The sequence below is a fragment of the Cellulomonas sp. genome (assembly GCF_035634735.1).
Taxonomy (GTDB): domain Bacteria; phylum Actinomycetota; class Actinomycetes; order Actinomycetales; family Cellulomonadaceae; genus Cellulomonas.
Genome location: NZ_DASQCJ010000198.1, coordinates 25545 through 51468 on the forward strand (window position 1 = coordinate 25545; position 25924 = coordinate 51468).

Below are 25924 nucleotides of genomic sequence, written 5' to 3' on the forward strand. Positions count from 1 at the left end.
GCGGGTCGCGTCCCTCAGCCCGCCTCGACCGCCGGCCGGACCGCGTGCGCCGCGGCCCACTCGAGCGCCCGGTCGGCCACGGCCTCCCAGCCCGGCTCGGCGCAGGTCCAGTGCGACCGGCCGGGCAGCTCGACGTACTCGGTGACGGCGGGCGACCTGCCGTAGTTCTTCGCGTTCCCGCGGTTCACCGACGGAGGCATGATGTGGTCCTCCCCGCCGGCGAGGAACAGCAGCGGCGCCCGGTCCGCGTCGTAGTCGACCCAGGTCTCCTGGTGCCCGGGCTTGAAGTTCGCGATCAGCCCGTACGCCCACAGCCAGGACCCCGGCGCGCCGATCGCGTACCGCTCCCAGGCGGCGTCGGAGTCCGCCCGGCTGAGCGTGTTCGCGAACGCGTAGTGGAACTGCTCGGGCGTGAACGACACCGCCTCGTGCCGGGTGGACGGGTGCGTGAACGCCGGCAGCAGCGAGCGCAGCTGGGACGGCGGGGTGACGTACACGTTCTCGGTCGGTGCCGAGTCGATGACGACCCCGGCGGCGCCGAGCCCGCGGGCCAGCAGCAGCTGGGTCAGGGTCCCGCCGAACGAGTGCCCGATGATGATCGGCGGCGCGTCCAGCGCCTCGATCACGCCGGCGAGGTGGTCGACGGTCTCGGGCACGGTGAGGGCGGCGATGACGGACGGGTCGGCGCGCAGGGCCTCGACCTCGACCTCGAAGCCCGGGTAGGCGGGCGCGAGCACCCGGTAACCCTTCGCCTCGTAGTACGGGACCCAGTGCTCCCACGAGCGGGGGGTCATCCAGAGGCCGTGCACCAGGACGATCGTGTCCGGGGCGCCGGCGGGCAGCGGTGCGGTCATGAGGTGCTCCCAGGGTGGTGGGGTGGTGGGACGGACGGTGAGCGCAGCCTCGGGGGGTCGGCGGGACGTGTGTCGCGGTCTCGCACGGTGGCACCCGGGGAGCCGGCGCGCGGTCCTGCCGCGACGGGCTCCCCGGCGGCATCATGGCGCGGTTCGTGTCCCGCGCGGAAGCCCCTGGGACCTGCAGACGGGGGCGCGGAGGAGGATGCTGGGGGAGGGGGCGACCGGCCCCGGCGCGAGGAGGCGGACCATGAACGCGGCGACGGCGCGGCGGCAGGACCAGGGCGGGGGCGACGCACCGAGCACGCCCGAGTACGACGCGTTCGGCCCGTGGGTGGACCCGGTGCGCACGGCGGAGGAGGTCCCGCCGCTCTACCGGGACCACCCGGTGGACCTGGCGGGCAGCCGGCTGGTGCTCAAGGTGCCGCGCGACATCGCGCGCCGGGACGCCACCCCGGACATGGACCTCTACGACCACCTCCTCGTGCTCGGGCCGGACCGGTTCACCGCGCTGAGCCGGCGGACCGGCGGCGACGCGGCCGCCCGCGGGCGCGCCGCCACCCGCCGGACCGCGGCGGGCCGGGGCTACGACGTCGTCGAGGTGCCCTACGACCAGGTCGCCGCGGTCGGGACGAGCGTCGACCTGCTGGACGGGCGGCTCACGGTGCACGCGCTCGCCGGCCCGTCGGTCGCCGTGCGGTTCAGCGGCTCCTCGGCCGACGTGGTCGAGGGGTTCGTCGACACGCTCCGCGCGCTCGCCTGGCCGGTGCCGACGTCCGGCGATCCGGCGCCGCGGGACCCCACGGCGGGCGCGCCCGGGCTCGGCCGGCTCGACCGCCGGGCGCTGGGGGAGAAGGAGATCGGCCTGGTCTCGGCGTACCGCGAGGTCGCCGACCGCGAGCCCGGGCTGCGGGCGCTGGCGGCGCACCCCCGGCGCACCGTGCTGCCGCTGCGCGGCGGCGTGTCCCGGGCGGTCCACCTGCTGCACCCGATGACGGTGCACGCGGCGGTCGTCGCCTCGGACGGGCGCGAGCTGCAGGTGTTCGGCCGGCGGGCGTGGCTCGCGCGCGGCCGCACGCCGGTGCACTCCGAATCCCGGGTGGTGCTGCCGCTGGAGCGGCTCACCGACGTGCGCGCCGTGCCGCACCCGGTCTACGCGGACGTGGTGGTGGTGACCCTGCGGTCCGGGGACGCGGCCCTCGACCTGCCGGTGCCGGCCGGCTCGGACGCCGAGCGCGTCCTGACGGGCCTGCTGCGCTGACGCCCGCTCGCGCGCGCCCCACGCCCGCGCGCCCGGTCGCCGAGATAGGACCTCCGCGCCGAGATAGGTCCGTGGGAGGCCCTATCTCGGCGGGACGGTCCTATCTCGGCGGGGTGCCCGCCGCGGGTCCGGCGGTCACGCCGCGAGGGCCCGCGCCTTCAGGCGGCCGAACTCCTCGGTGTCGATGACGCCCTGGTCCAGCAGGGCCTTGGCGTCGGCGATCTCGTCGGCCGGCGATCTGCCGGCCGTCTGGCGGATGTACGCGTCCGTCTCCCGGCGCGCGCTCGCGATCGCCGCCGCGTGCCGCTCCGCCATGCCCCGGCCGCGTGCGATCACGTAGACGAGCATGGACAGCCACGGCACCACGATCAGCGCGACGATCCAGAGCGCCTTCCACCAGCCGCTGAGGTCGCGGTCGCGGAACAGGTCGCCGCAGATCTGCCACAGCAGCACCAGGTAGGCGACGAACAGGAACCACCAGATCATCAGCCAGAACCAGTCCCAGAAGTCGTTCACGGGTCCCACCCTCCGCTCGAGCCGCGGCCGACCCCGTCCGTGACCGGCCCGGTGACCACGCTGCCCGGCTCCGGACCTGCGGCGTCACACCCGCCGGGGGTGAGCGCGGCCCCGATCACCCGCCCCGGGTGACGCCCGTCCGTCGGGGCCCCGACGACGGTGGTCGAGGGGGCGCCGCCGGGCGCCCACGCGGCGACGGGTGGCGACATGACGACGACCCAGGTGCCGGCGCGGGAGTGGCACGCCGCGACCGTGGCGGAGACGTGCGCGGCGTTCGGGGTCGACCCGGCGCGCGGGCTGACGGCGGACCAGGCGGCCGAGCGGCTGCGGGAGCACGGGCCGAACGCGCTGGCGGAGGAGAAGCCCGAGCCGAAGTGGCGGGCGTTCGCGCGCCAGTACGCGGACCTGATGCAGCTGGTGCTGGTGGGCGCCGCCGTGGTGAGCATGGTGGCGCTGCGCGACCTCGGCACCGGGCTCGTGATCCTGGCGCTGACGGTGGTCAACGCGCTGATGGGTCTGCACCAGGAGGGCAAGGCGGCGGAGAGCGTCGCGGCGCTGCGCACCATGCTGGTGATGACGGCGCGGGTGCTGCGCGACGGCCAGGTGCTCCAGGTGCCGGCCGAGCAGCTGGTGCCCGGCGACCTCGTGCGGTTCGAGGCGGGGGACAAGGTGCCCGCCGACGGCCGGCTCGTCGTCGCCGCGTCGCTCGAGATCGAGGAGGCCGGCCTCACCGGCGAGAGCACCCCGGTGCCCAAGTCGGTCGACCCGGTCACCGGCGACGCCGTGCCGCTGGGCGACCGCGTCGACATGGCGTACATGAACGCGCAGGTGACCCGCGGCCGCGGCGAGATGGTGGTTACGGCGACCGGCATGGCCACCGAGGTCGGCCGCATCTCCGGGATGCTCGGCGCGGTCGAGACCGACGAGACCCCGCTCACCCGGCAGCTCAACCGGCTGACGGTGATCATCACGCTGATGGCCGCGGTGGCCCTGGTGCTCGTGATCGTGCTCGGCCTGGCGCGCGGCGAGGACTTCGACACGCTGTTCCTGGTCGGCATCAGCCTCGCCGTCGCCGCGATCCCGACCGGCCTGCCCGCGGTCGTCACGATGCTGCTGTCCCTCGGCACCCGGGAGCTCGCGGGCGCCGGGGCGATCGTCAAGCGGCTGCGCTCGGTCGAGACGCTGGGCGCCACGTCGGCGATCTGCTCCGACAAGACCGGCACGCTCACGCTCAACCAGATGACGGCGCGGCGGCTCGTGCTCGCCGGCCGGCGGTACGGGGTCGACGGGGAGGGCTACGCGACCACCGGGCGCATCCTCGCGACCGGCGGCGGGCCCGAGGTCCGGCTGGAGCCGTTCCTGCTGCCGATGGCGCTCGCGAGCGACGCGACGGTCCGCGACGGCGACCTGGTCGGCGACCCCACCGAGGGCGCGCTGGTCGTCCTCGCCGCGAAGGGGGGCCTCGACGTCGAGGAGACCCGGCTGGCCCACCCGCGCGTGGCGGAGGTCCCGTTCGACGCGGCGTACAAGCTGATGGCGACGTTCCACGAGGTCGAGGTCGACGGGGTCGCGGCCGTGCGCTGCTACGTCAAGGGCGCCCCGGACGTGCTGCTCGCCCGGGCGACGCACTACCGCGACGCCGACGGCAGCACCCGGCCGATCGGCGACCTGCGCGCGCGGGTCGAGGCGGAGAACGACGCGCTGGCCGGGGAGGGCATGCGGGTGCTGGCGCTCGCGCAGAAGGACGTCGGGCAGGCGGACCTGGCCGGGGAGCTGCTCGACCTGGTCGACGGCCTGGAGCTCCTGGCGCTGGTCGGGATCGTCGACCCGCCGCGCAAGGAGGCCCGGGACGCGATCGCGGCGTGCAAGGACGCGGGCATCCGGGTCCGGATGATCACCGGCGACCACGTCACCACCGCGGCGGCGATCGCCGGCCAGCTCGGCATCGAGGGCCGCGCGCTCACCGGGGCCGAGTTCGCCGCGATGCCGGACGAGCGGCTGGAGGCCGAGGTCGACGGCATCGGCGTGGTCGCGCGCGTCGCGCCGCAGGACAAGGTCCGGCTGGTCGACGTGCTCAAGCGCCGGGGCCAGGTGGTCGCGATGACCGGCGACGGCGTGAACGACGCGCCCGCGCTGACCCGGGCCGACATCGGCGTGGCGATGGGGATCACGGGCACCGAGGTCACCAAGGACGCCGCCGAGATGATCCTGACCGACGACAACTTCGCCACGATCGTCACCGCCGTGGAGCGCGGCCGCGGGCTGTACGACAACCTGATGCGGTACATCCGGTTCCAGATGGTGGTGCTGGTCGGGTTCATCCTCACGTTCGTCGGGGCCGGGGTGTTCACCGTGGCGAACGGCGTGCCGCTGTCCCCGCTGCAGATCCTGTGGATCAACTTCGCGATCGACGTGGTGCTGGCGATCGGCCTCGGGTTCGACGCGCCGGCCTCCGACCTCATGCGCCGCACGCCCCGGGCCGCGGACGCGCCCGTGCTCGGCCGCGCGCTGGGGGCGCGGCTCGGCGTCGACGGGGTGCTGGTCGCGGTGGCCGTCCTGCTCGTGGTCGCGTGGGCCGAGCCGCGGTACGGGCTGCTGGTCGCCACGACCATGGGGCTGACCGCGATGTCCCTCGTGCACGTCGTGGTCGCCGCGGAGTGGCGGGACCGGTACCGGAGCGTGCTGCGCGCGGAGACCGTGGCGAACGCGCGGTTCGTGACGCTGGTGCTCGTCGTGCTCGGCCTCACGGTGCTGGTGACGTCGATCCCGCTGCTGCAGCGGCTGTTCGGCACCACGAACCTGTCGCCGCAGCAGTGGGGCGTCTGCCTGCTGGCCGTGCTCGGGTACCTGGTCGTCGCCGAGCTGCTGCGCTGGGGGGCGCGGCTGGCGGCGCGGCGGGACGGGGCGGAGGTCCCGGCCGGCGCCGTGGTCCGGTGACCGCCCCCGCCGAGGCGCTCGGCCGCACCGAGCGCCGGCTGGCGGTGCTGCTCGCGCTCGCGATGTTCGTGCTGGTCGTCGACACCTCGCTGATGAACGTGTCGATCTCCGCCGTCGTGCGCGACCTCGGGACCACGGTCAGCGGGGTGCAGTCGGCGATCGCGCTCGAGGCGCTGGTGTCGGCGGCGTTCATCCTGGTCGGCAGCAAGGTCGGCGACCTCGTCGGGCGGAAGCGGGCGTACGTGCTCGGGCTGCTCGGCTACGCCGTCGGCGCGGCCGCGATGACGTTCGCGCAGAGCCTGACCGCGGTCGTCGTGCTGTGGGCGGTCGTCGGCGGGCTCGGGGCGTCGCTGCTGCTGCCCGCGATGCAGTCGCTCGTGCACGGCAACTTCACCGGGACCGCGCAGAAGAGGGTGTACGCCCTGGTCGGCGCCGCCGCCTCGATCGCCGCGGCGGTCGGGCCGCTGCTGGGCGGCTTCATCACCACGTACCTGTCCTGGCGGGTCGCCTTCGGGCTGGAGCTGGTGGTGATCGTCGTCGTGCTGTCCGGCATCCGGCTGGTCCGCGACGTGCCGTACACGGGGTCGCGGGAGATCGACGTCGTCGGGGCCCTGCTGTCCGCCGCCGGGATGGGCGGCCTCGTGCTGGGGGTGCTCGCCTGGCAGGAGGGCGCCGAGTCGGTCGGGCTGCTGCTCGCGGTCGGGGTGCTGGCGCTCGCGGGCCTGGCCGGGTGGCTGGTGCGGCGGTCCCGGCGCGGGCGGGCGGTGCTGATCGACCCGGGGCTGTTCCGCGCGCCGCGGTTCCGGATCGGCGTCTCCCAGCAGCTCCTGCAGCAGGTGGCGCTCGGCGGGGCGATGATCGCGCTGCCGATCTTCCTGCAGCTGGTCCTGGAGTACGACGCGATGGCGGCCGGCCTGTCGCTCGCGCCGCTGTCGCTCAGCATGTTCGTCGTCGCGCTGACCATGAGCCGGCGCGCGGGGCGGTGGCCGGCGCACCGGGTGGTGCTCGGCGGGTTCCTGCTGCTGGTGGCGGGGATCGCGGCGCTGCTGCCGATCGTGCCGCGCGCCGGGTCGGGGTGGGCGCTCGCGGCGCCGCTGGTCGTGGCGGGCTGCGGGCTGGGGCTGCTCGTCTCGCAGCTCAACGACTACACGCTGTCGCCGGTCTCGGAGGAGCGGGTGAGCGAGGCCGCGGGCGTGAACTCCGCCGGCGGGTCGTTCGGGCTGTCCTTCGGCCTGGCGCTCGCGGGCGCGGTGCTGCTCGCCACGCTGTCCGCCGGGTTCACCGCCCAGGCGCGCGCGAGCGCCGTGCTGGCGCCGGCCGACCAGGAGCGGGTGGCGGCGGCGCTCGACGAGGACGCCGAGCTGATGAGCACCACCCAGCTCCAGGCGCTGCTCGCGGACGAGCCGCCGGCGGCCGCGGCCGAGGTGGTGCGGATCAACGAGGAGGTGCGGCCGCGCGCGCTCCAGTCCGCGCTGCTGGTGCCCCTGGTGGCCGGCGCGCTGGGTGCGGCGAACGCGCTGCGCATGCGCCGCGCCGCGGCGGCGCCGGCCCGCGCGGCGTGACCCGCCCTCGGGTGCGGGACCGTCCTCGCCCGCCGAACCCTCGCCGAGACGGCAACTCTCGGCTGTGCCGGACGGCCCCGTGACAGCCGAGAGTTGCCATCTCGGCGTCCGTGCGGACGTGGCGGAGCCACCCGCGCCGGCAGGGGTCGGCGCGGGTGGCTCCTGGCCGGTCAGCTCGCCAGGATGCGGGCCTTCTGCGCGGCGAACTCCTCCGCCGTCAGCACGCCCTCGTCCCGCAGCCGGGCCAGGTCGCGCAGCTGCGCGATCCGCGCGTCCGCGGCGTCCTGCGCCGGCGACCCCGCGGGCACCGCCGGGTAGGGCGGCTCCTGGCTGTACCCCGGCGGGCCGTACTCGGGCGGCACCGCCGCCTGGGCGTACTGGGCCTGCGCGGCGCGGGCGTCCTGCTCGGCCCAGCGGCCCTGCTGGCGCCGCTGCACCCGGCCCGACACCGCGCTCGCGGTCCCGGCGATCACGGCCGTCCTGGCCACCCCTCGCAGCAGTCCGGGCATGGTCCCCTCCTCGTCCCTCGTGTCCTGTGGTGGTGTCCTCGTCGTGCCTGGGTCGTGCCGTGTCGTGTCGTGCCGTGTCGTGCCGTCCGGCGCCGGCGCCGCGTCAGACCTCGGTGGCGTCGAGCGCCGCGAGCAGCGCCTGGACCGGCACCCGCCCGCTCGCGACCAGCTGGCCACCGCCGCGCCGGAGCGCCGACGCGAACGGCGCCGCCCACGCGTTCTCGTACACGAGCACCCCGGCCGCGGCGCCGGGCGCCAGCGCCGCCGCCGCCTCGGCCAGGTCGTCGTCGCCGAGCAGCCCCGACGACGCGCCCTCGAGCACGGTGACGTCGAAGTCGCCGGTGGCGTCCAGCTCGCGCAGGTCGATCCCCGTGACCGTGCCGTCGTCGGCCTTGGCCACGAACGCCAGGTCGAGGACCCGGACGACGCCCCGGTCGACCAGGTCCATCAGCAGGGGGAACGCCTCGCCGTCCAGGCGGTTCTCCGGGAACTCGACGACCAGGTAGTCCACCGGGCCCATGTCCTCGATCGCGGTCTCCACGACTGCCTCCTGCGCTCCGCGGCGCCCGGGCGTCCCGGGCGGGGCCGCCCCCGCGAACCCGGTGCCTACGCTCGTCGGGGCTGGTCGGGCGGGCATCACCCGCCGCGGGTGGACGCACCGGAACCCGCTCCGGGGGCCCCGGGGAGGCCCGGACGACGGGTCTCACCCGCCGGGGGTGGGTCGCCCCGCAACCCCTCCCGGGACCGCGACGGCCGGGTATACGTTGCGGCCATGGGCTCCCCGGGGAGGGGCGCCGGACGGGAACTGCGCGAGCCACCGGGCAGGGGAACCGGGAGTCTCGCCGTCCGGACGCCGGAGCAGCGCACCCTGCGACCGTCCGCCGCGCGCACGGTGCGGCGCCCCGCCGTGGACAAGCTGCTCGACGGGGACGGCGACGCCCGGCTGACCGTCGTGGCGGCCGGCGCCGGCTGGGGCAAGACCACGGCCGTGGCGACCTGGGCGGCGTCCCGGCCCGGCCCGGTGGCCTGGCTGTCGCTCGAGCCGCGGGACACCGTGCCGCAGGCGCTCGCCAGCCGGGTGCTGGAGGCGCTGCGCGCGAGCGGCGCGGTGCCGGCGGACCACCCGCTCGCCCGGCTCCGCGTCCCGCCCACGAGCACGCCGGCGTTCGTGGCCCGGTGGATGCGCGGCCTGGAGTCGCTGCCCACCGAGACGACGCTGGTGGTCGACGACCTCGACGTGATCCGGCACCACACCGTCGTGCAGACGGTCCGCGACCTGCTGGCCGCCGACGTGCCGCTGCGGCTGCTGGTCCTCAGCCGGTCGGAGCCGCCGATCGGGCGGCGCGGGGCCACCGTGCTCGAGGCGGAGGACCTCGCGTTCACCGTGGCGGACGTGCGGGCGCTGGGGGAGGTCGAGGGCGTCGACGTCACGCCGGAGCAGGCCCGGCTCGTGCTCGAGCGCACCCAGGGCTGGCCGACCGGCGTCCGGATCGCGCTCGGCCGCCTCGCCCGGCTGCAGGGCGGGGGCGAGCCGCCCACGGAGGAGGACGTGGCGGACGCGCTGGCGGACGACCGCGCGGTCGCGGACTACCTGGTCGACGAGGTGGTGGACCGGCAGCCCGGCGCGGTGCGGTCGTTCCTGCTCCGGTCCAGCGTGGTGCCGACGTTCAGCCCGGAGCTCGCGCGCGCGCTCAGCCCGGGCGCGCCCGCCGGCCGGCTGCACGACGCGCTCGCCGCGGCGCACGACTTCGTCGGGCCGGTCGCGCCGGCCGGCGCGTCCCTGCGGTACCACCCGCTGCTCCGGGAGATCCTGCACACCACGCTGCGGGTCCGGGACCCCGAGGGGCACCAGGACGCGCACGCCTGCGCCGCGCGGTGGCTGCTGCGGCACGGCGACCCGGTGGCGGCGCTCGACCACGCCACCGAGGCGGAGGACGGCGAGCTGGTCGGCCGCGTGGTCGCCGAGGCCGCCGCCCCGCTGCTGGTCACGCCGAACCGGGAGGCGGTGCGCCAGGCGCTGCTCCGGCTGCCGTACGACGAGGCGCCGCCGGCCGCGTGGAGCGAGCTGTGCGCCGCGGCGCTCGCCCAGGTGGACCGCGCCTACCCGGCGTGCCGGGCGCACGTGGCGCGGATCCGGACGCTCGCGCAGCACGACGCGGCGCACGCGGGCCGCCCGCCGGTGGCCGCCCGGGTGCTGGCCGACCTGCTCGACGCGGCCGCCGCCCGGGGGACCGGCGACGTCGCGGGGCAGGGGAGCGGCGCCGTCGCGGCGCTCGAGGCGCTCGCCCAGGCGCCCTGGCCGTTCCCGGCGTACCTACCGTACCTGCGCTCGGCGCACGACCTGCGGGGCGGGGCGCTGCTCTGGCAGGGCGACGCGGTGGGGGCGCACCGGGAGCTCGCCGCGTCGGTCGCGGAGGACCCGGACGCCGTCGACCTCACGTCGCTCAGCTCCCGGGCCGGGCTCTCGATGGCGCTCGCGGTGCTCGGCCGGCTGGACGCCGCGGAGCGGGCGGCGCGCGAGGCGGTCGACGTCGCGGTGGCATCGGGCTGGACCGGGTACGCGCACGTCCGGCCCGCCTACGCCGCGCTCGCCTGGGTGGCGCTGCTGCGGGCCCGCTGGGGGGACGCCGACCGCGCCGTCGCCTACGGGCTCGCCGCGACCGACGCCGGCGACGACCCGTGGTGCGTGGCGGCCCTGCACGCCGTGCAGGCGCTCGCGGCCCTGGGGCGCGGCCGGGTGCGCGCGGCGGCGCACGCGCTGTCCGTCGAGCGGCCCGCCGGCCCGGTGCCGGCCCTGGTCGCCGGGCTCCGGCTGCGCGCGGCCGCGGAGCTCGCGGCCCTCACCGGATCGGACGCCGCGGCCGCGCCGGCGGACGCCCGGATCGCCTCGCCGCTGGAGGCGCTGGTCGCCGCGCGCCGGGCCCTCGCGCACGGCGACACCCCGGCGGCGCTGCGGCACGCCCGGGTGGCGGCCGGCTGGGCGGCGGACACCGGGCAGGTGCTCACCCAGAGCGAGGCGTGCCTGCTGCTCGCCGACCTCGCGGAGGAGCGCGGCGCCCCGCGGCTGGCGGACGACCTCGCGCGCCGGGCGCTCGCGGTGGCCGCGACCGAGCTCGTGATCCGGCCGTTCGTGGTCCCGGGGGCCGCGGGGCGCGCCGCGCTCGCGCGGGTGCTGCCGGAGCGGTCGGACGCCCTGGCGGCGGCCCTGGTGGCGCACGTCGGCGCCCCCGAGCCCGCGCCCGAGCCCGAGCCGCTGCCGGTGCCGCTCACCGACCGCGAGCTCAGCGTGCTCGCCGCGCTGCCGAGCATGGCGAGCAACACCGAGATCGCCGAGGAGCTGTTCGTCTCGGTGAACACCGTCAAGGCGCACCTGAAGTCGCTCTACCGGAAGCTCGACGTGCAGACCCGGCGGGCGGCGGTGGCGCGGGGGCGGTCGCTGGGGCTGCTGAGCTGAGGAGCCGCGGGAGCGGGGGCGCCCCGCCCGGTCAGTGGTGCAGCGCGTACTTGAGCGCCACCATCGCGACGCCGAGCAGCCCGACGCCGACGGAGTTGGCGACCCGGGCGAACCCCCGCACGCCGCCCGACGTGGCCATCCGCCAGCCGACGCCGACCAGCAGCGCCGTGTTCGTCAGCAGCGCGATCCGCACCCCGGTGCCGGGCGCGACCCCCAGGACCGCCTCTGCCAGCAGCACCGCCACCGGCACCAGGCAGGCGGCGACGAGCGGGAGGCCGTCGGCCACGACCTCCCGCCGCTCCTCGCCGTGCAGGCTGCGCCCCAGCAGCGTGCGCGTCGCCGTCCAGTGCGCGTAGCTCTCCGCGGCCCAGTACACGACCAGCGTGCCCAGCAGGGCGAGCGCCAGCCGCGCGAGCCCGATCGAGTCGGGCGCGGCCGCGAGCACCGACCCGGTGACGACCAGGCCGTACAGGTGACCCGCGCGGCGCCGGACCAGCCGGGGCCGGGTGAGCGCCTCGGTGCCGGTCACGGCGGACCGCTCAGCCGAACGTCTCGAGCAGCAGGCTCTTCTCGGCCTCGGTCAGGTTCGTGGCGACCAGCCGGGAGCCCAGGCCGTGGAACCGCTCGCCCAGCCGGTCGAGGTCGCCGTCCTGGGTGACCGCGAGCAGCACCGAGGTGCCCTCGGTGGTCTCGTCCCGGAGCTTGATCAGGTCCTTCTCGTCGATCCCGACGCCCTCGACCGACTTGGCGAGGGCGCCGATGCCCGCGCCGGCCGCGGCGCCGAGGAGGGGCACGAAGAACAGGCCGCCGACCAGCAGGCCCCACAGCGCTCCCCAGCCCGCCGCGTGCTTGCCGTCCTCGTGGTGGTGGTGCAGCTCGGGGCGCTTCTCGCCCTCGGGCCAGGACACCACCGCCGAGTCCACGACGGTGACGATCCCCTCGCCCTGGGCGTCGCGCAGGGCGCCCCGCGCGCGCTCGGCGCCCTCGGGGGTGTCGAACTTCCAGGCCGTGAACGTCGTCATCGCTCGTCCTCCTCGTGCGGCGGCGTGCGGCGCGCCGGTCCGGGTCCGGGCACGGCGTGCCCGCACTGCACTGTCCCCCGGGCGGCTCGCTGACCGGCTCACCCGGGCGGGGTGAGAGTCCGGCGGCGCTAGCGTGGCGCGGTGGACGACCGCCGGCCCCCGCGCGCCCGCCTGGTCGGCGCCGCGCTGCTCCTGCTCCTGCCCGCGGCCGCCGTCGCCGCGTCGCCCTGGCACGCCGAGGCCTACCTGGTGTTCCTCGCGCTGCCGCCGACGCTCGGCGGCTTCCTGCTGGCGCCGCGTCTCGCGTGGCTCGGCGCGGGACTCGCGGCGGCGGCGACGGCGGTGGGCACCGCGGTGAGCCCGTGGCCGTGGGCGGGCGCGCTGGTCATGGCGGCGGCGTGCGCCGCCGTGGCGTGGGGCTCGCGGTCCGGCGGGCTGCTCCTGGGCACGACGGCGGCGACGCCGCTGGCCCTGGCCCTGGTCTCCCCGCCCGCGTCCGCGGCGCTGGGGATCGCGCCCGGCGACCCGGTGACGCCGGCCCGCGTGCTCGTCGCCGCGGGCTTCGTCGCGCTCGGCGGCGCGTGGACCGCGCTGGTGCTGACCACCCTCGGCCGCCATTGGCGCGTGCCGCGGCCGCCGGGGGAGACGGCGCGGGGCGCCCGGCTGTACGGGATCGTCCTCGTGCCCCTCATGGCGGTGGCCACCGCCGTCTGCATGCGCTGGTTCCCCGACTCGCACGCGTGGTGGGTGCTGCTCACGGTCCTCGTCGTCCTGCACCCCCGGTACGACCGGCTCCGCAGCCGCGCCGGGGCGCGGGTCGCGGGCACCCTGGCCGGCGGGTTCGCCGCCGCGCTGCTCGTGGCCGTGGTGCCCGACGACCGGGTGCTGACGGTGCTCGGGGTGCTGTGCGCGCTCGCCGCCGCGTGGGCGAACCTGGCGCGGCCGTACGCGCAGTACGCGGCGCTGCTCACGCTGACGGTGATCCTGCTGACCTCGGGCACGGGGGAGCCGTTCGCCACCGACCTGGAGCGGGTGGGGCTCACCGTGCTCGGCGCGGCGCTGGTGCTCGCCGTGGTGGTGCCGGGGCGGGCGCTGCTCGACCGGCGGGCGCGGCGGGACCCGGCCGGTGACGACGCCGCGGCCGTGCCGCCCGGGGCGGACCCGGCCCGCTAGCCGGCCGCGGACCCGGCGTCCGCCCAGGCCTGCACGCGCAGCGCCCGGAGCGTGATCCAGCGGCTCGGGTCGCCGGCCCCGCCGTCCAGGGGGAAGTGCACCGCCCCCGGGTGCACCCGGTCGAGGGCCCAGCGCCCGTCCGGCCGCCGCCGCGACCGCACGTGCGCGACCGCCTCGGCCGTCCGGGGGTCCGGCGGGGCCCCGGCGGCGCGCAGGTGGTCGAGCGCCCGCAGCACGTCGTAGTGCCAGTAGAACGGGAACGCGAGGTCGAGGTAGGCCGGGTCGACGACCTCTCCCGTGCTCAGCCGGCGGAGCAGGCCGCGCTCCAGCAGGTACTCCTCGCCGCGCCGCCGGGCGTCCCGGGCGGCGGCGAGGCGGCCGGGGTCCGGGTCGGCGCCGGCCCGCTCGAACGCCAGCAGCCCCTCCAGCACGCACGCCGTGGTGTCGAACGACGACCGCACGGACCCGTTCTCGGCCTCGCAGTTCCAGCCGCCGTCGGCGAGCTGCTCCGCGAGCAGCCGGTCCACCACGCCGGACACGTCGACCCCGAACACCGCGCCGGCCTCGACGGTGCGGCCGTTGATGCACGGCTCGACCTCGCCGTCGAAGTACCGCTGGCCGTCGTGCTCCCACCGGCCGTTCCGCGCCACGAGCGCGATCGCGTCCCGGGCCTCGGGCGCCGCCGGGTCGAGCCCGAGCAGCCCGAGCGTCTGGAGCGAGTGCATCGTGGCGGTCCACGGCTGGCCGGGCCCCTCGCCGTGGTAGCCCGCGGGGAAGCAGGCCCCGCCGGCCCACAGCCCGTCCTCGTCCCGCGCGGCGAGCAGCCGGGTGCCCCAGCCCTCACGCGCCACGCGGGCCCGCTCGCGCGCGACCTCGTCCGCCGGGGCGCCGGTCAGGTCGCGCAGGACCTGCCAGCGGATCGCCGGGTCGCCGTCGAGGAGCCACGCGAGGACATCCATGCGCCCACGCTAGGCGCCGGGTCCGACACCCGCGGCCGCGGGCGCGCGGGCGGCGGCCTCCGCCGGGGCCGGCCCGCCGCTCAGCCGCAGGAACGCCCCCAGCTCGGCGAGCTGCGCCGGCGCCGCGGGCAGGTAGTCGGTCAGCCGCGGGGACCGGACGACCACGGCCGCCCACTGCCCGCGGGACAGCGCGACGTTGAGCCGGTTCCGGGACAGCAGGAACTCCATCCCGCGCGGCACGTCCTCGGGCGTCGACGCGGCGAGCGAGACGAGCACGACCGGCGCCTCCTGCCCCTGGAACCGGTCGACCGTGCCCACCCGGACGCCGTCGAGCCCCGCCGCCGCGAGGGCCCGGGTGAGCGTCCACACCTGGGCGTTGTACGCGGCGACGACCAGCACGTCCTCCGGGGCCAGCGGGCGCGCCGCGCCGTCCGCGGTCCAGGTGCGCCCGACCATCGCGCGGATCTCGGCGACCACCCGCTCCGCCTCCTCGACGCTCGACACCGCGTTGCCGTCGTGGTCGACCAGCACCGTCCGCACGCCCGCGGGCACGCCGTCGAGGTGCCGGGCCGCCGCGGCGGGCACCGCGTGCAGCCGCCCGTCGTAGGCCAGCTCCGACACCGGGGCGCACAGGTCCGGGTGCATCCGCCAGGTGGCGTCGAGGAAGTACCCCAGGTGCGGGGGCAGGGTGTCGTGCCCGTCCGTGAGCCAGCCCAGCGCGGACGTGTCGACCGGCTCGGGGTGGTGGCCCTGCGACACCTGCGGCAGCTGCTGCGGGTCGCCGAGCAGCAGCAGGTTCCGCGCGCCCGCGGACGCCGCGAACGTGTTCGCCAGGGAGAACTGGCCCGCCTCGTCGACCACGAGCAGGTCGAGCCCGCCCGCGGGCAGCCGGTCGGGGTGCGTGAGGTCCCACAGCGTGCCGCCGAGCACGAGACCGCCGGCCTGCGCGGCGGCGAACCGCGCGAACGCGGCGGTGTCCGTCAGCGGGGTCCAGGCGGGGGGCGTCGTGGCGCCGGGGCGCGGCTTCTTGCCGACCGCGGCGGGGGCCACGCCCGCGTCGACGACCTTCGCGAGCAGGTTCTCCACCACCGCGTGGGACTGGGCCACGACGCCGACCCGCCAGCCCTCGGCGACCAGCGCGGCGATCACGTGCGACCCGGTGTAGGTCTTCCCGGTGCCGGGCGGCCCCTGCACCGCGAGGTAGGAGCCGTCGAGGTCGCGCAGGGCGGCGGTGATCGCGGTGACCGTGCCGTCCGGGCCGTCGTCGGGGACGGGCAGGGGCCGGCCCGACCGGGTGCGCGGCGGGAGCCGGCGCGCCAGGTCGAGGGCCGCCTGGCGCGGGACGGCGGGCAGCCCCGCGGCGACGCGGTCCGCCAGGCCGCGCAGGGCCGCGGCGATCGTCCCGGTCGGCGGGGGCGGGGTGGGGCCGAGGCCCATCGGCAGCCGGTCGTGCGGCGCCCAGGCGGCCTGCAGCCGCTCGGACACCAGCAGCTCGTCGCGCGCGGCGGGCCCGTCGCCGGCCGCGGTCACGTCGAGCACGGTGAAGCCGGGGGCGTACCCGCGGGTGGCGTGGCGGGGGACCTGCGCGTGCGCCGGCGCCGGGCCGTCGAACAGCCCGAAGCAGGTCGCGCCGGCGCGCAGCTCGCTGCCGGGCTCCAGGCGCCCGGTCAGCCGCAGCACCCGCTGCCGGGTGCGGGCCCGCGGCGGGGTGTGCCAGTCCGTCACGACCTCGGCGCGCTCCGCGACGAACGTCGACCGCGGGTCGGTCCAGTCCGCGGGGTCGGCGGACAGCCGGTCGAAGTGCGCCCACCAGAACGGCTTCTGCTCGCGCCAGTGGTAGCCGAGTGCGGCGCCGAGCAGCGCGACGGCCTGCTGGTCGGGGGTGCGCCGGCCCGGGACCGCCGTGCCGGCGCGGTGCGCGGGGTCGTCGGCATACGCGGCGAGGGCTGCGGCCAGCGCGTCGTGCTCGGGGGCGTCGTCGCCCGCGTCGCCCGCCGCCCCGGGGCCCGCACCGGGGGCCGCCGGCACGTGCGGCCGCGGGCGCACGCCCGCCTCGGCGGCGCGCGCGAGCAGCCAGTCCCGCAGCCGCCGCGTCGACTCGCAGTCGTCCGCGTTGTAGTCCGCGATCGCCGCCAGCGCCGCGCGCCAGCCCGCGTCGTCCCCGGCGTCCCGCAGCGCGCACGCCCGGGCGTACTGGTCGATCGAGTCGCCCGCCGTGGTGACCTCGCCCGTGCGCTGCGCGGCCATGTAGAGCGGCTCGAGCTTCTTCAGCGAGGCCGAGCGCTGCCCGGTGCGCAGCGACCCGCGCACCGTCGCGTACAGGTCGACCAGCACCCCGGCGCGCAGCAGCTCGTCGACCTCCGCCTCGCCCACGCCGTGCCGCGCGGCGAGGCGCAGGAGGGCGGTCTTCTCGTACGGGGCGTAGTGGTACACGTGCATCCCCGGGTGCGCGGCGCGGCGCTCGCGCACGTACGCGAGGAAGTCGACGAGCGCCTGCCGCTCCTGCGCCCGGTCGTGCGCCCAGAACGCCCGGAACGGCGCATCCGCGCCCGGGGCGGCCGGCGCCTCGACCAGGCCGAACAGGTACTCCAGGCCCCAGGCGGCGGGCTGCCCGTCGGCGCCCACCTCCCCGGCCGAGTAGAGCGGGTCGCCCTCGAAGTCGAAGAACACGTCGCCCGGGTCGGGGGCCGGCAGCGCGCCGATCGGCCGGGTGTCGAACACGTCGACCAGCACCGACCCGTCCCGGTGGTCCTGCCGCGACTGCAACGCCGCCTGGGCGCGCAGCGTCGCGAGCGTCTCCGTGCCGACGCCGTCGACCGGCTCCGCGCGCGCGGCCAGGTCCTCGATCGTGCGGACGCCCGCGTCCCGCAGCCGCGCCGCCTGGGTCGTCCGCACGCCCGCGACCAGCAGCACGTCCCGGCGCGCCTCCAGCTCGGGGGCGCACACGTCGCACCGCCCGCACGCGCGGTACCGCGGGTCGCCCCAGGCGGCGGGTGCGTCCCCGGCGCGGTGCTCGTCCAGCAGCCGCTGCAGCCGGGCCCGGCGGTCCCGGTAGACGGGGAGCAGGTCCCGGAGCCGGTGCCGCGTGGTGCGGCCGTCGCCGAGGACGAGCTCGGCGTGGTCGGTCAGCGCGATGCCCGCGGCCTCCAGCTGGTCGGCGTACGCCGCGACCTGGAGCAGCGCGGCGGGCCGCTCGTGGCGGGCGAGCTTGGCGTCCACCACGGTGTAGCGCGGTGCGCCGCCCGGGTCCGCCGGGTCGCGCACCAGGAAGTCCGCGTACCCGGTGAACGTGCCGTCGAAGAACGCCGCCTGGCCGAGCACGTCCACGCCCGCGCGCAGCAGGGCCAGCGTCCGGTCGTGCGCGGCGGCGAGCCCGGCGGCGGTGCGGTCCTCGGGCCGGGGGAGCACCAGCACGCCGCGCCCCGTCCCGGGGTCGTACGGGCCGAGCCGGGCGAGGTGCGCCTCGAGCAGGCGGCGCTCGTGCGCGGCCCCGAGCCGCCCGGCCCGCGCCGCGGTGGCGTCGACGGCGCAGGGCACCGCCGGGCCGCGGCCGAGCGCGGCGTCGAGGGCGCGCGCGACGGCGTACTGGCACGCCGCCGCGGCGCCGAGGTCGCCGGCGCTCAGGGCGAGGGCGCCGTCGTCGAGGATCTGCACGCCTGGAGGCTACGGGGAGCCGGGGACACGGCGCCGCGGTCGCGGGCCGCCGGCGGCCACCCGCGGCGCGGCGGGGTCAGGCCGGCCGGGGTCCGCCGGCCCGCCGCTCCGCCAGCCGCCTGCGCAGGAACAGGAACGGCAGCAGCCAGGTCCCCAGCGCGGTGACCAGCCAGACGACCACGACCGCGGCGATCCAGGTCGCCGCGCCGCCCTCGATCGTCAGCCCGCCGGTGAACGTCGAGGCGATCAGCAGGGCGACGAAGGTCGAGACCAGGCCGACCCCGCCGAGGAACGCCGTGGCGTACCGGTCGGCCATCTTCGCGATGAACGGCGACAGCACCGCCTGGGCGACCGTGAACACCACGACCGCGGCGAGGAACCCGCTGGGCGTCAGGTGGAAGCCGTCGAGGAGCAGCGAGGCGACCCACAGGCCGAGCGCCGCCGAGCCGAGGAAGATCAGCACCCGGATCAGGAAGATGATCATGACGGGCTCCCGTCCCGGAGGGGGCCGCGCGGGCGCGGCGGCTGGCACCACGCTCCCGGCGGCCGCCGTCGGCGGCATCACCTGCGCGGGGTGACCTCGGCGTCGACGCCGGCCGGGCGCCCCCGGCGGCCTACGCCGCGGCGCGGTCCCGCGCCCGGCCCCGCACCAGGAACAGCGCGGCCACGGCGATGAGGATGCACAGGATGTTGGCCGGGGCCGCGAGGGTGAGGGCCACGTTCACGTCGCCGCCGGTCGCGGTCTGGTCGATGCCGCCGGCCGACAGGAACATATCCCGGCGAACCGCAGCAGCACCGCGGCGCCGACCACGACCGGGGCGACCCACATCCAGCCGCGGCCGGGCAGGGCCTGGCGGGCGAACAGCTCGCGGAACCAGCCCAGCGACCGGACGAACGCCGACAGGACGACCGCGCCGACGAGCAGCGGCAGGGTCAGCGCGACCAGGACGCTCGGGACGGAGGAGAACAGGTCGTCGGCGTCGACCTGGTCACCGAGCAGCGAGCCGATCAGCAGCCCTGCGCCGAGGTACAGGGCGAGGTAGCCGACGCAGGCGAGCGCGGCGCGCCAGAACCCTCCGCGGTCCCAGAACTGCTGCCAGGTGGAGCGGGTGGTGACGTGGGCGGTGCTCATGGTGCTTCCTCGCGGCTTCTTCGCAGGGCGTCGTGCAGCGGGTGGTCGCACCCGTGCGGAACGTAGCGCACGGGTGGCGGCACGTCAGCGGTGGGGTGTCCGCGGTGTCCTCGGCGTCCGCGCTGTCCGCGGTGGCGGCCGGTGGAGGAGCTCATGTCCTCAGGCTCGTGCCGGTGGACCGGGACGGGGATCGGGCGTCGGTCCCGCGGCCGGTACGACGAAAGTCGCACCCGGCTCGTGGGACCGGGCTGCGGAGCCCGCCCCCGCCCCGTATCGTCGTCCGCTGGTGTGCCGGGAAGTCTGGTCGGCTCCCCGCTCGGCGACCCTCCGCGCGGGGGTCAGCCGTGACCGGGGGAGACCCATGCCCGACCAGCACACCCGCACCGCCGCACGCCCCGGGCTCCGCGCCTGGGCTTCCCGGGAGACCACGGGCGGGGCGCTGCTCATCGCCGCCGCCGCCCTCGCCCTCGTCTGGGCGAACTCGCCGTGGCGCGACGCGTACCACGACCTGTCCGCCTGGACCGTCGGGCCCGAGGCCCTGCACCTGGACCTGGACCTGGCGCACTGGGCCGCCGACGGGCTGCTCGCGGTCTTCTTCTTCACCGTCGGCCTCGAGCTCAAGCACGAGATCGTCGCGGGCAGCCTGCGCGACCCGCGGCGGGCCGCGGTCCCGGTGATCGCCGCGGTCGGCGGGATGCTCGTGCCCGCCGCGATCTACCTGGCGGTCGTCACCGCGGCGGGCGACGGCGCGGCGGCGCAGGGCTGGGCGGTGCCGACCGCCACGGACATCGCGTTCGCCCTCGCCGTGCTGGCCATCTTCGGCCGCGGCCTGCCCGTCGCGATCCGCACCTTCCTGCTGACGCTCGCGGTGGTGGACGACCTGCTCGCGATCATCGTGATCGCGGTGTTCTACTCGGACGGCGTCGCCGTGGGCGCGCTGGCCGCGGCCTTCGCCGCCGTCGTGCTGTTCGCGCTGCTGGTGCGGTCGCCGTACGTGCACCCGTGGCTGCTCTGGCCGCTCGGGCTGGTGGCGTGGGGCTTCATGCACGCGTCCGGCGTGCACGCGACCATCGCGGGCGTGCTGCTCGGCCTGACCGTCCCCGCCCGCGCGCGCAACGGGGAGCAGGGCTCGCGCGTGCACCGCTACGAGCACGCGATCCGGCCGTGGTCGGCCGCGGTGGCGCTGCCGCTGTTCGCGTTCTTCGCCGCCGGCGTGACCCTGGTCGACGGGGACGGCGTCTCCGGCGTGCTCGGGGAGCCCGTGGTCCTGGCGGTCGTCCTCGGCCTGGTGCTCGGCAAGGTGCTGGGCATCCTCGGCGCCGTCGCCCTGGTGACGCGGGGGCGGGGCCTGCACCTGCCCGAGGGGGTCGGGATCCGGGACCTGGCGCCCGTCGGGCTGCTCGCGGGCATCGGGTTCACGGTCTCGCTGCTCATCGCTGAGCTGGCGTTCGAGGGGGACGACGGCCTGGTCGGCGCCGCGAAGATCGCGGTGCTCGCGGGCACCGTGCTGTCGGCGACGGCGGCCGCGGTGCTGCTCCGGCTGGACGCCCGGCGGGTCCGCTCGGCGGACGAGAACGCGGACGGGGTGGTCGACGCGCCGCAGCCCGCGATCGAGGACGCGCCGCGCTGACCGGGACGACGGCCGTCAGGACTCGACGCCGGTGGCGCTGTGCGGTGCGCCGACGGGCTTGGACTCGGGGGAGCCGCGCTCGCGCAGGTAGATCGCGAAGACCACCATGCACAGCACGGCGAGGAACTCCGACTGCCAGTTCTGCAGCGTCCGGCTCCAGAAGTCCGGGAGCGTGAGGTACTCGGTCCACGTCACCGGGTCCTGCAGGTCGCGCATCTGCTCCTCGGAGTACGCCACGGCGCCTGTCAGCGACTGCGCGAGCCAGGACCCGAGGAAGATCGCGCCCATGACGAGCGTCAGGGAGTGGGAGTAGAGCCCGAGCCGCCACCCGCCCCGTCGCGCCCAGGACGGGGACGTCGGACCCGCGTGCGCGCCGACGGCCTGCTCCTCGTCGCTCTCCCGACCGGCCTGGTCCAGGCTCTTCGACTCGGGCGACCCGCGCTGCAGGAACCAGACGGTCGCGCCGATGAACAGCAGGAACTGCAGGAACTCGGACTGCCAGTTCTCCGTCAGGTCGACCAGGAAGGCCGACGAGGTGAGGTACTGCCCGAGCGTGAGCGGGTCGAGGCCGGCCGAGACCTGCTCCCGGTTGACGAGCGCGAGCCCGCTGACGGCCTGTCCCGCGACGGCGGCGACGAAGATCGCGGCGAAGAACAGGCTCAGGCCGTTCTCGCGCAGCACGCGGGGCGCCCGGCGCGTCATCGCTGCAGCCAGGCGATGACGACGCTGTAGCCGAGGCCGAGCAGGACGACGGCCAGCGTCGCGGCGAACAGGATGCGCTGTGCCCTCATGCCTCGACCTCGCAGTCGTACGGACGCTCCGGCCGCGGGGTGCAGCCCGCGGCCGTGATGAGCCAGCCGGAGCCGGACCGCGACAGGAACACGGTGTCGGTGCCGAGCACGGCCTGGGCCTGCCGGCCGGCGACCCGCACCCGGGGCTCCGTGGTGCCCTGCGCGCGGTCCTGCAGGTCGTCGCCCAGGTCACCGGTGGTGAGCGCCTCCGGGCACGCGCTCGCGAAGTCCTCCTCGACGGACTCGACGACCGCCGGCGCCAGCGCCGCGCACGCGGCGACCCCGTCGCCGGCCGCCAGTGCGGCGTAGAAGCCGGCGACCACCTGCGCCGGCGCGTCGCCGGGCGGCGAGCAGGCGCCCGACGACAGTGCAGCGAGGGCGACCACGACCATCGCCCCGGATCGAGGGGCCATGGCCGGATCGTGACAGGGAACGACGCCGTCGGCATCCCGAGTGGGCGGCGTCCGCGGGGGATCAGCAGGGCACCGCGGGGACGTACAGGCCGTCCCGCTCCGCGCGGACCGCGGCGTGCGTCCGGGTCGGCGTCCCGAGCTTGGCCAGGATGTGCTCGAGGTGGGTGGCCACGGTCCGCGGGGACACGACCAGCCGCCGGCCGATGTCGGCGTTGGTGCACCCCTCCACCAGGAACCCCAGCACCTCGAGCTCGCGCGGCGTGAGCCCGCGCAGCGGAGGGGCGGGGGAGAGCCGCACCAGGCCCGCGAGCCCGGCCCCGACGTCGTCCGGCGTGCTCAGGACGGTGACCCGCACGTGCCCGCCGGGGGCGTGCGGGCCGCCGAGCGGCCAGAGGAACGACGAGCACACCTGCCGGTCGCCCACCCGGCGCCACGCCGCGGCGAGGGCGGCCGACCCCGGGAGCAGCAGCGCGTCGGTGGCCAGCCCCGGGACCACCTGGCACCCGCCGTCGGCGCACAGCGCCGTGCCGGCGGTCACCCCCTGGACGAGGCGCGCCCCGGCGAGCAGCGTGGCCAGGGGATCGACGCCGCGCGCGAGCAGGGGCGCCAACCGGGCGAGCCGCCGTCGCACGGCCGGGGACGGCGCGTCCGCGCCGGCGGAGAGCACCGCGAGGTGGCCGACGTGCCGCGTCCCGTCGGCGAACAGGGCGACGCCGAGGCCCTCGTGCAGCCCGGACGGGATGAGGCAGTCCGCCCAGGTCGGCAGCTCCTCGGCGGAGTACGGCAGGTCCGACGGCCCGAGCGGCGGCCGTGCGCGGTCGGTGCCGGTCAGCTCGATGTCGCGGGCCACCTGCGGGCCGCGGAGGTACTGCACGGCGGCGTCGTCCAGGTCCACCGGGACGATCGCGTCGTAGCGGCGCTCCCACGGGTCGGCGATCGCCAGGAACGCGGCGTCGTACGGGACGACCCGGCGCAGCACGTCCATGAGGAGCCGTGCGCGCTCGGCCGGCGTGGCGGCCGGTCCGACGGACGCGGCCTCGGCGAGGAGCAGCTCATCGGCGCGGAGCGAGCGCATGGGGACCCCTCCGCTGACCCCAGCCTGGTCGACCGTTGCTCGATCGACCGGCGGGTGCGACGACTCCCTTCCTACTCCACCCCCGGCCTCGTCGCCTGCGGGGGCGCCCGGCCCGTGCAGCCCGGGATCGGCAGGTCTGCCGATACCGCGCCGGAGCGGCGCGTGGGTGCAATGACGTGACCGTCCCTGCCCGGGCCGGGACCGACCACCGAGGAGTCGTCATGAAGGCTGTCGTCTACGAGGGCCCGCGCAAGATCAGCGTCTCGGACGTCCCGGACGCGCGGATCGAACGCCCGACCGACGTGCTGGTGCGGGTCACGTCCGCCAACATCTGCGGCTCCGACCTGCACATGTACGAGGGCCGGACCGACTTCGAGACCGGCCGCTGGTTCGGCCACGAGAACCTCGGGCAGGTGGTCGAGGTCGGCGACGGGGTCGACAAGATCCAGGTCGACGACTGGGTCGTGCTCCCGTTCAACATCGCCTGCGGCCACTGCAAGAACTGCGAGCGGCAGCTGACGAACTACTGCCTCACCGCGCAGCCGGAGCCGAGCATGGCGGGGGCCGCGTACGGGTTCGCCGACATGGGGCCGTACGGCGGCGGCCAGGCCGAGCTGCTGCGGGTGCCGTGGGGCGACTTCAACTGCCTGCGGCTCGGGGAGGACGCCGAGGAGCGCCAGACCGACTACGTGATGCTCGCCGACATCTTCCCGACCGGCTACCACGCCACGGAGATGGCGGGCGTGAAGCCCGGCGACCAGACGGTCATCTACGGCGCCGGCCCGGTGGGCCTGATGGCGGCGCTGTCCGCGACGATCCGCGGCGCGGGCAAGGTCATGGTCGTCGACCGGCAGCCGGACCGGCTGCGGCTGGCCGAGTCCATCGGCGCGATCGCGATCGACGACTCGAAGGTCGACCCGGTCGAGGCGGTCCTCGAGCAGACGATGGGCCTGGGGGCCGACAACGGCTGCGAGTGCGTGGGCTACCAGGCGCACGAGCCGGACGGCCAGGAGCAGGCGAACCTCACGATGAACCGGCTGGTCGCCTCCGTCCGGTTCACCGGGACGATCGGGGCCGTCGGCGTCTACGTGCCCGAGGACCCGGGCGCGGCGGACGACCTGGCCAAGCAGGGCAGGCTCGCGTTCGACTTCGGGCTGTTCTGGTTCAAGGGCCAGCACCTCGGCTCGGGCCAGGCGCCGGTGAAGAAGTACAACCGGCAGCTGCGCGACCTCATCGCCGGCGGCAAGGCCGAGCCGTCGTTCATCGTGAGCCACGAGCTGCCGCTCGACCGGGCGCCCGAGGCGTACGAGCACTTCGACAACCGGGACGACGGCTGGACGAAGGTCGTCCTGCACCCGGCCGGGCAGGGGGCCTGACGTGGCCGGGGCGCTGGACGGGCGCACCGTCGCCATCCTGGCCGCCGACGGCGTCGAGCGGGTGGAGCTCGGGAAGCCGCGCCAGGCGCTCGACGACGCGGGCGCGACCACCGTCGTGGTGTCGCTCGCGCCGGGCGAGATCCAGGCGCGGAACAACGACCTGGAGGACGCCGGGACGTTCCCGGTCGACCGGCTGGTCGCGGAGGCGCCGGTCGCGGACTTCGACGCCCTGCTCCTGCCCGGCGGGACGGTGAACCCGGACAAGCTCCGGATGGATCCGGTCGCCGTGCGGTTCGTGCGGGACTTCGTGCAGTCCGGCAAGCCGGTCGCCTCCATCTGCCACGGCCCGTGGACCCTGCTCGAGGCGGACGTCGTGCGGGGCCGTCGCCTCACCTCGTGGCCCAGCGTGCGCACCGACCTGCGCAACGCCGGGGCCGAGGTCGTCGACGAGGAGGTGGTGACGGACGGCAACCTCACCACGAGCCGGTCGCCCGACGACCTGCCCGCGTTCTGCGAGCGGATCGTCCAGGAGTTCGCCCGCGGTCCGCAGGCCGCCGACGCGGGGGCCGCGTCGTGAGCGCCGCGCGGGCGGGGTCCGCGGTGGTGCTCGCCGGCGGCGCGGTGCTGCTCGTACGGGTCGTGCGCGGACGGTCCGCGCAGGGCCCCGGGTCGGGCGGGGGCACCGGGTCCGGGTGGCTCGCCGTGACCGTGCTGCGGGACCCGTCCGAGGTCGACACCGCCCTGCTGCCGGGCCCGCTCGCCGACCTGGGCGACCGGGTCGAGGTCCGGGTCCGGCCGGCCGCCGGCGGCAAGGGGGCCGAGCTCGCGGCCCGACTGCGCGACCGGCCCGGGTCGGCGTCCGCGCCTGCCCGCCTCGCCGGCCGCGCCCCGCAGGCGGAGCTGCGCGCGGCGCTGCGCCGGAGCAAGCAGCTCATCGAGGTCGGGGAGGTGCTGGCGGTGGACCCGGCGCCGCACGGCAGGCGGACGGCGACGCCGTGGGGCGCGCTGCTGGAGGCGTGGACCAGGGTCGCGCCGGTGGGAGGTGTGCGATGAAGGCGGTGACCTGGCGGGGCGTCAACGAGATCGGCGTGGAGGACGTCCCCGAGCCGACGATCCTCAACGACCACGACCTCATCCTGGAGGTGGGCCTCAGCGCGACGTGCGGCTCCGACCTGCACCTGGTCGGCGGCTACATCCCGGCCATGCGGGCCGGCGACGTGCTCGGGCACGAGTTCATGGGTACGGTCGCCGAGGTCGGCCGCGCCGTGACCAAGCACCAGGTCGGCGACCGGGTCGTGGTCGTCTCCTTCACCAGCTGCGGGCAGTGCTGGTACTGCCAGCAGGGCCTGTGGTCCCTCTGCGACAACGGCAACCCCAACCCGGGGATCACCGAGGCGCTGTGGGGCCAGTCCATCGGGGGCTGCTACGGCTACTCCCACGCGATGGGCGGCTGGGCGGGCAGCCACGCCCGCTACATCCGGGTGCCGTACGCCGACCAGGGCGTGTTCGCGATCCCCGACGGCGTCTCCGACGAGCGGGCGCTGTTCGCCTCGGACGCGGCGCCGACCGGGTGGACCGGGGCGCACCAGGCGGGCGTGCAGCCCGG

The 25924-nt window shown here is 76.9% G+C and carries 23 protein-coding genes; 10 read left to right on the forward strand and 13 right to left on the reverse strand.

The annotated features are described in order from the left end of the window. Positions 1 to 14: 14 nt before the first annotated feature. Positions 15 to 854, reverse strand: coding sequence for an alpha/beta hydrolase (locus VER05_RS16380; RefSeq protein ID WP_324846380.1), 840 nt, complete (start codon positions 852 to 854; stop codon positions 15 to 17). Positions 855 to 1104: 250 nt separating this feature from the next. Between VER05_RS16380 and VER05_RS16385 the strand changes: the two genes are divergently transcribed. Next, positions 1105 to 2115 (forward strand): hypothetical protein, encoded by a 1011-nt coding sequence (locus tag VER05_RS16385; protein WP_324846381.1) that lies wholly within the window; start codon positions 1105 to 1107, stop codon positions 2113 to 2115. 135 nt (positions 2116 to 2250) lie between these two features. On the opposite strand, the gene VER05_RS16390 is transcribed toward VER05_RS16385, so the two are convergent. Beyond that, positions 2251 to 2631: an SHOCT domain-containing protein gene (locus tag VER05_RS16390; protein WP_324846382.1), complete on the reverse strand. Its 381-nt coding sequence runs from the start codon at positions 2629 to 2631 to the stop codon at positions 2251 to 2253. Positions 2632 to 2838: 207 nt separating this feature from the next. On the opposite strand from VER05_RS16390, the gene VER05_RS16395 reads away from it, so the two are divergent. Together VER05_RS16395 and VER05_RS16400 are read left to right on the forward strand one after the other, a co-directional pair. After that, positions 2839 to 5568 (forward strand): HAD-IC family P-type ATPase, encoded by a 2730-nt coding sequence (locus tag VER05_RS16395; RefSeq protein ID WP_324846383.1) that lies wholly within the window; start codon positions 2839 to 2841, stop codon positions 5566 to 5568. 62 nt (positions 5569 to 5630) lie between these two features. Next, complete coding sequence (locus VER05_RS16400; RefSeq protein ID WP_324846405.1) at positions 5631 to 7130, forward strand: MFS transporter; 1500 nt, start codon at positions 5631 to 5633, stop codon at positions 7128 to 7130. 170 nt (positions 7131 to 7300) lie between these two features. Here VER05_RS16400 and VER05_RS16405 read toward each other — a convergent pair whose 3' ends face one another. Further along, positions 7301 to 7639, reverse strand: a complete 339-nt coding sequence (locus VER05_RS16405) for an SHOCT domain-containing protein (RefSeq protein ID WP_324846384.1) — start codon at positions 7637 to 7639, stop codon at positions 7301 to 7303. Between the two features lie 103 nt (positions 7640 to 7742). After that, positions 7743 to 8180, reverse strand: coding sequence for a DUF6325 family protein (locus VER05_RS16410; protein WP_239194470.1), 438 nt, complete (start codon positions 8178 to 8180; stop codon positions 7743 to 7745). Between the two features lie 366 nt (positions 8181 to 8546). On the opposite strand from VER05_RS16410, the gene VER05_RS16415 reads away from it, so the two are divergent. Further along, the gene (locus tag VER05_RS16415) at positions 8547 to 11093 is read left to right on the forward strand and encodes a LuxR C-terminal-related transcriptional regulator (RefSeq protein ID WP_324846385.1); all 2547 of its coding nucleotides are present in this window, start codon (positions 8547 to 8549) and stop codon (positions 11091 to 11093) included. Between the two features lie 31 nt (positions 11094 to 11124). Here VER05_RS16415 and VER05_RS16420 read toward each other — a convergent pair whose 3' ends face one another. Both VER05_RS16420 and VER05_RS16425 read right to left on the reverse strand, forming a co-directional pair. Next, positions 11125 to 11622: a hypothetical protein gene (locus tag VER05_RS16420; protein ID WP_324846386.1), complete on the reverse strand. Its 498-nt coding sequence runs from the start codon at positions 11620 to 11622 to the stop codon at positions 11125 to 11127. Positions 11623 to 11632: 10 nt separating this feature from the next. Continuing rightward, complete coding sequence (locus VER05_RS16425) at positions 11633 to 12115, reverse strand: DUF1269 domain-containing protein (RefSeq protein ID WP_324846388.1); 483 nt, start codon at positions 12113 to 12115, stop codon at positions 11633 to 11635. A gap of 141 nt (positions 12116 to 12256) precedes the next feature. Between VER05_RS16425 and VER05_RS16430 the strand changes: the two genes are divergently transcribed. Then, the gene (locus VER05_RS16430; protein WP_324846389.1) at positions 12257 to 13288 is read left to right on the forward strand and encodes an FUSC family protein; all 1032 of its coding nucleotides are present in this window, start codon (positions 12257 to 12259) and stop codon (positions 13286 to 13288) included. On the opposite strand, the gene VER05_RS16435 is transcribed toward VER05_RS16430, so the two are convergent. The 4 genes from VER05_RS16435 to VER05_RS16450 form a co-directional block, all read right to left on the reverse strand. Further along, positions 13285 to 14247, reverse strand: a complete 963-nt coding sequence (locus VER05_RS16435) for a hypothetical protein (protein WP_324846390.1) — start codon at positions 14245 to 14247, stop codon at positions 13285 to 13287. The two genes, VER05_RS16430 and VER05_RS16435, sit on opposite strands and share 4 nt — an antisense overlap. 9 nt (positions 14248 to 14256) lie before the next feature. Further along, on the reverse strand, positions 14257 to 17901 hold the full coding sequence (locus tag VER05_RS16440) for a TM0106 family RecB-like putative nuclease (protein ID WP_324846391.1): 3645 nt from the start codon (positions 17899 to 17901) through the stop codon (positions 14257 to 14259). A 76-nt stretch (positions 17902 to 17977) separates the two neighbouring features. After that, the gene (locus VER05_RS16445; RefSeq protein WP_324846392.1) at positions 17978 to 18385 is read right to left on the reverse strand and encodes a hypothetical protein; all 408 of its coding nucleotides are present in this window, start codon (positions 18383 to 18385) and stop codon (positions 17978 to 17980) included. Positions 18386 to 18622: 237 nt separating this feature from the next. Further along, positions 18623 to 19033 carry a hypothetical protein gene (locus VER05_RS16450; RefSeq protein ID WP_324846393.1) on the reverse strand — a complete coding sequence of 137 codons (411 nt, stop codon included), beginning with the start codon at positions 19031 to 19033 and terminating at the stop codon, positions 18623 to 18625. A 361-nt stretch (positions 19034 to 19394) separates the two neighbouring features. Here VER05_RS16450 and nhaA point away from each other — a divergent pair, with 361 nt between their 5' ends. Then, positions 19395 to 20663, forward strand: coding sequence for a Na+/H+ antiporter NhaA (gene nhaA, locus VER05_RS16455; protein ID WP_324846394.1), 1269 nt, complete (start codon positions 19395 to 19397; stop codon positions 20661 to 20663). Between the two features lie 15 nt (positions 20664 to 20678). Here the strand turns inward: nhaA and VER05_RS16460 are convergent, their stop codons facing one another. The 3 genes from VER05_RS16460 to VER05_RS16470 form a co-directional block, all read right to left on the reverse strand. Further along, a complete protein-coding gene (locus tag VER05_RS16460) occupies positions 20679 to 21365 on the reverse strand; it encodes a DUF6766 family protein (RefSeq protein ID WP_324846395.1) in 687 nt (228 codons plus the stop codon). A gap of 85 nt (positions 21366 to 21450) precedes the next feature. Further along, positions 21451 to 21867, reverse strand: coding sequence for a hypothetical protein (locus VER05_RS16465; protein WP_324846396.1), 417 nt, complete (start codon positions 21865 to 21867; stop codon positions 21451 to 21453). A 61-nt stretch (positions 21868 to 21928) separates the two neighbouring features. Continuing rightward, on the reverse strand, positions 21929 to 22942 hold the full coding sequence (locus VER05_RS16470) for a helix-turn-helix transcriptional regulator (protein WP_324846397.1): 1014 nt from the start codon (positions 22940 to 22942) through the stop codon (positions 21929 to 21931). A 221-nt stretch (positions 22943 to 23163) separates the two neighbouring features. On the opposite strand from VER05_RS16470, the gene VER05_RS16475 reads away from it, so the two are divergent. The 4 genes from VER05_RS16475 to VER05_RS16490 form a co-directional block, all read left to right on the forward strand. After that, complete coding sequence (locus VER05_RS16475) at positions 23164 to 24318, forward strand: glutathione-independent formaldehyde dehydrogenase (protein ID WP_324846398.1); 1155 nt, start codon at positions 23164 to 23166, stop codon at positions 24316 to 24318. A 1-nt stretch (position 24319) separates the two neighbouring features. Then, positions 24320 to 24895 carry a type 1 glutamine amidotransferase domain-containing protein gene (locus VER05_RS16480; protein WP_324846399.1) on the forward strand — a complete coding sequence of 192 codons (576 nt, stop codon included), beginning with the start codon at positions 24320 to 24322 and terminating at the stop codon, positions 24893 to 24895. Beyond that, positions 24892 to 25371 carry a hypothetical protein gene (locus VER05_RS16485; protein ID WP_324846400.1) on the forward strand — a complete coding sequence of 160 codons (480 nt, stop codon included), beginning with the start codon at positions 24892 to 24894 and terminating at the stop codon, positions 25369 to 25371. The genes VER05_RS16480 and VER05_RS16485 overlap by 4 nt, the downstream gene beginning before the upstream one ends. Then, positions 25368 to 25924, forward strand: a 557-nt coding sequence (locus VER05_RS16490; protein ID WP_324846401.1) for an alcohol dehydrogenase catalytic domain-containing protein, incomplete at its 3' end; no start/stop codon positions are given. The genes VER05_RS16485 and VER05_RS16490, both read left to right, overlap by 4 nt.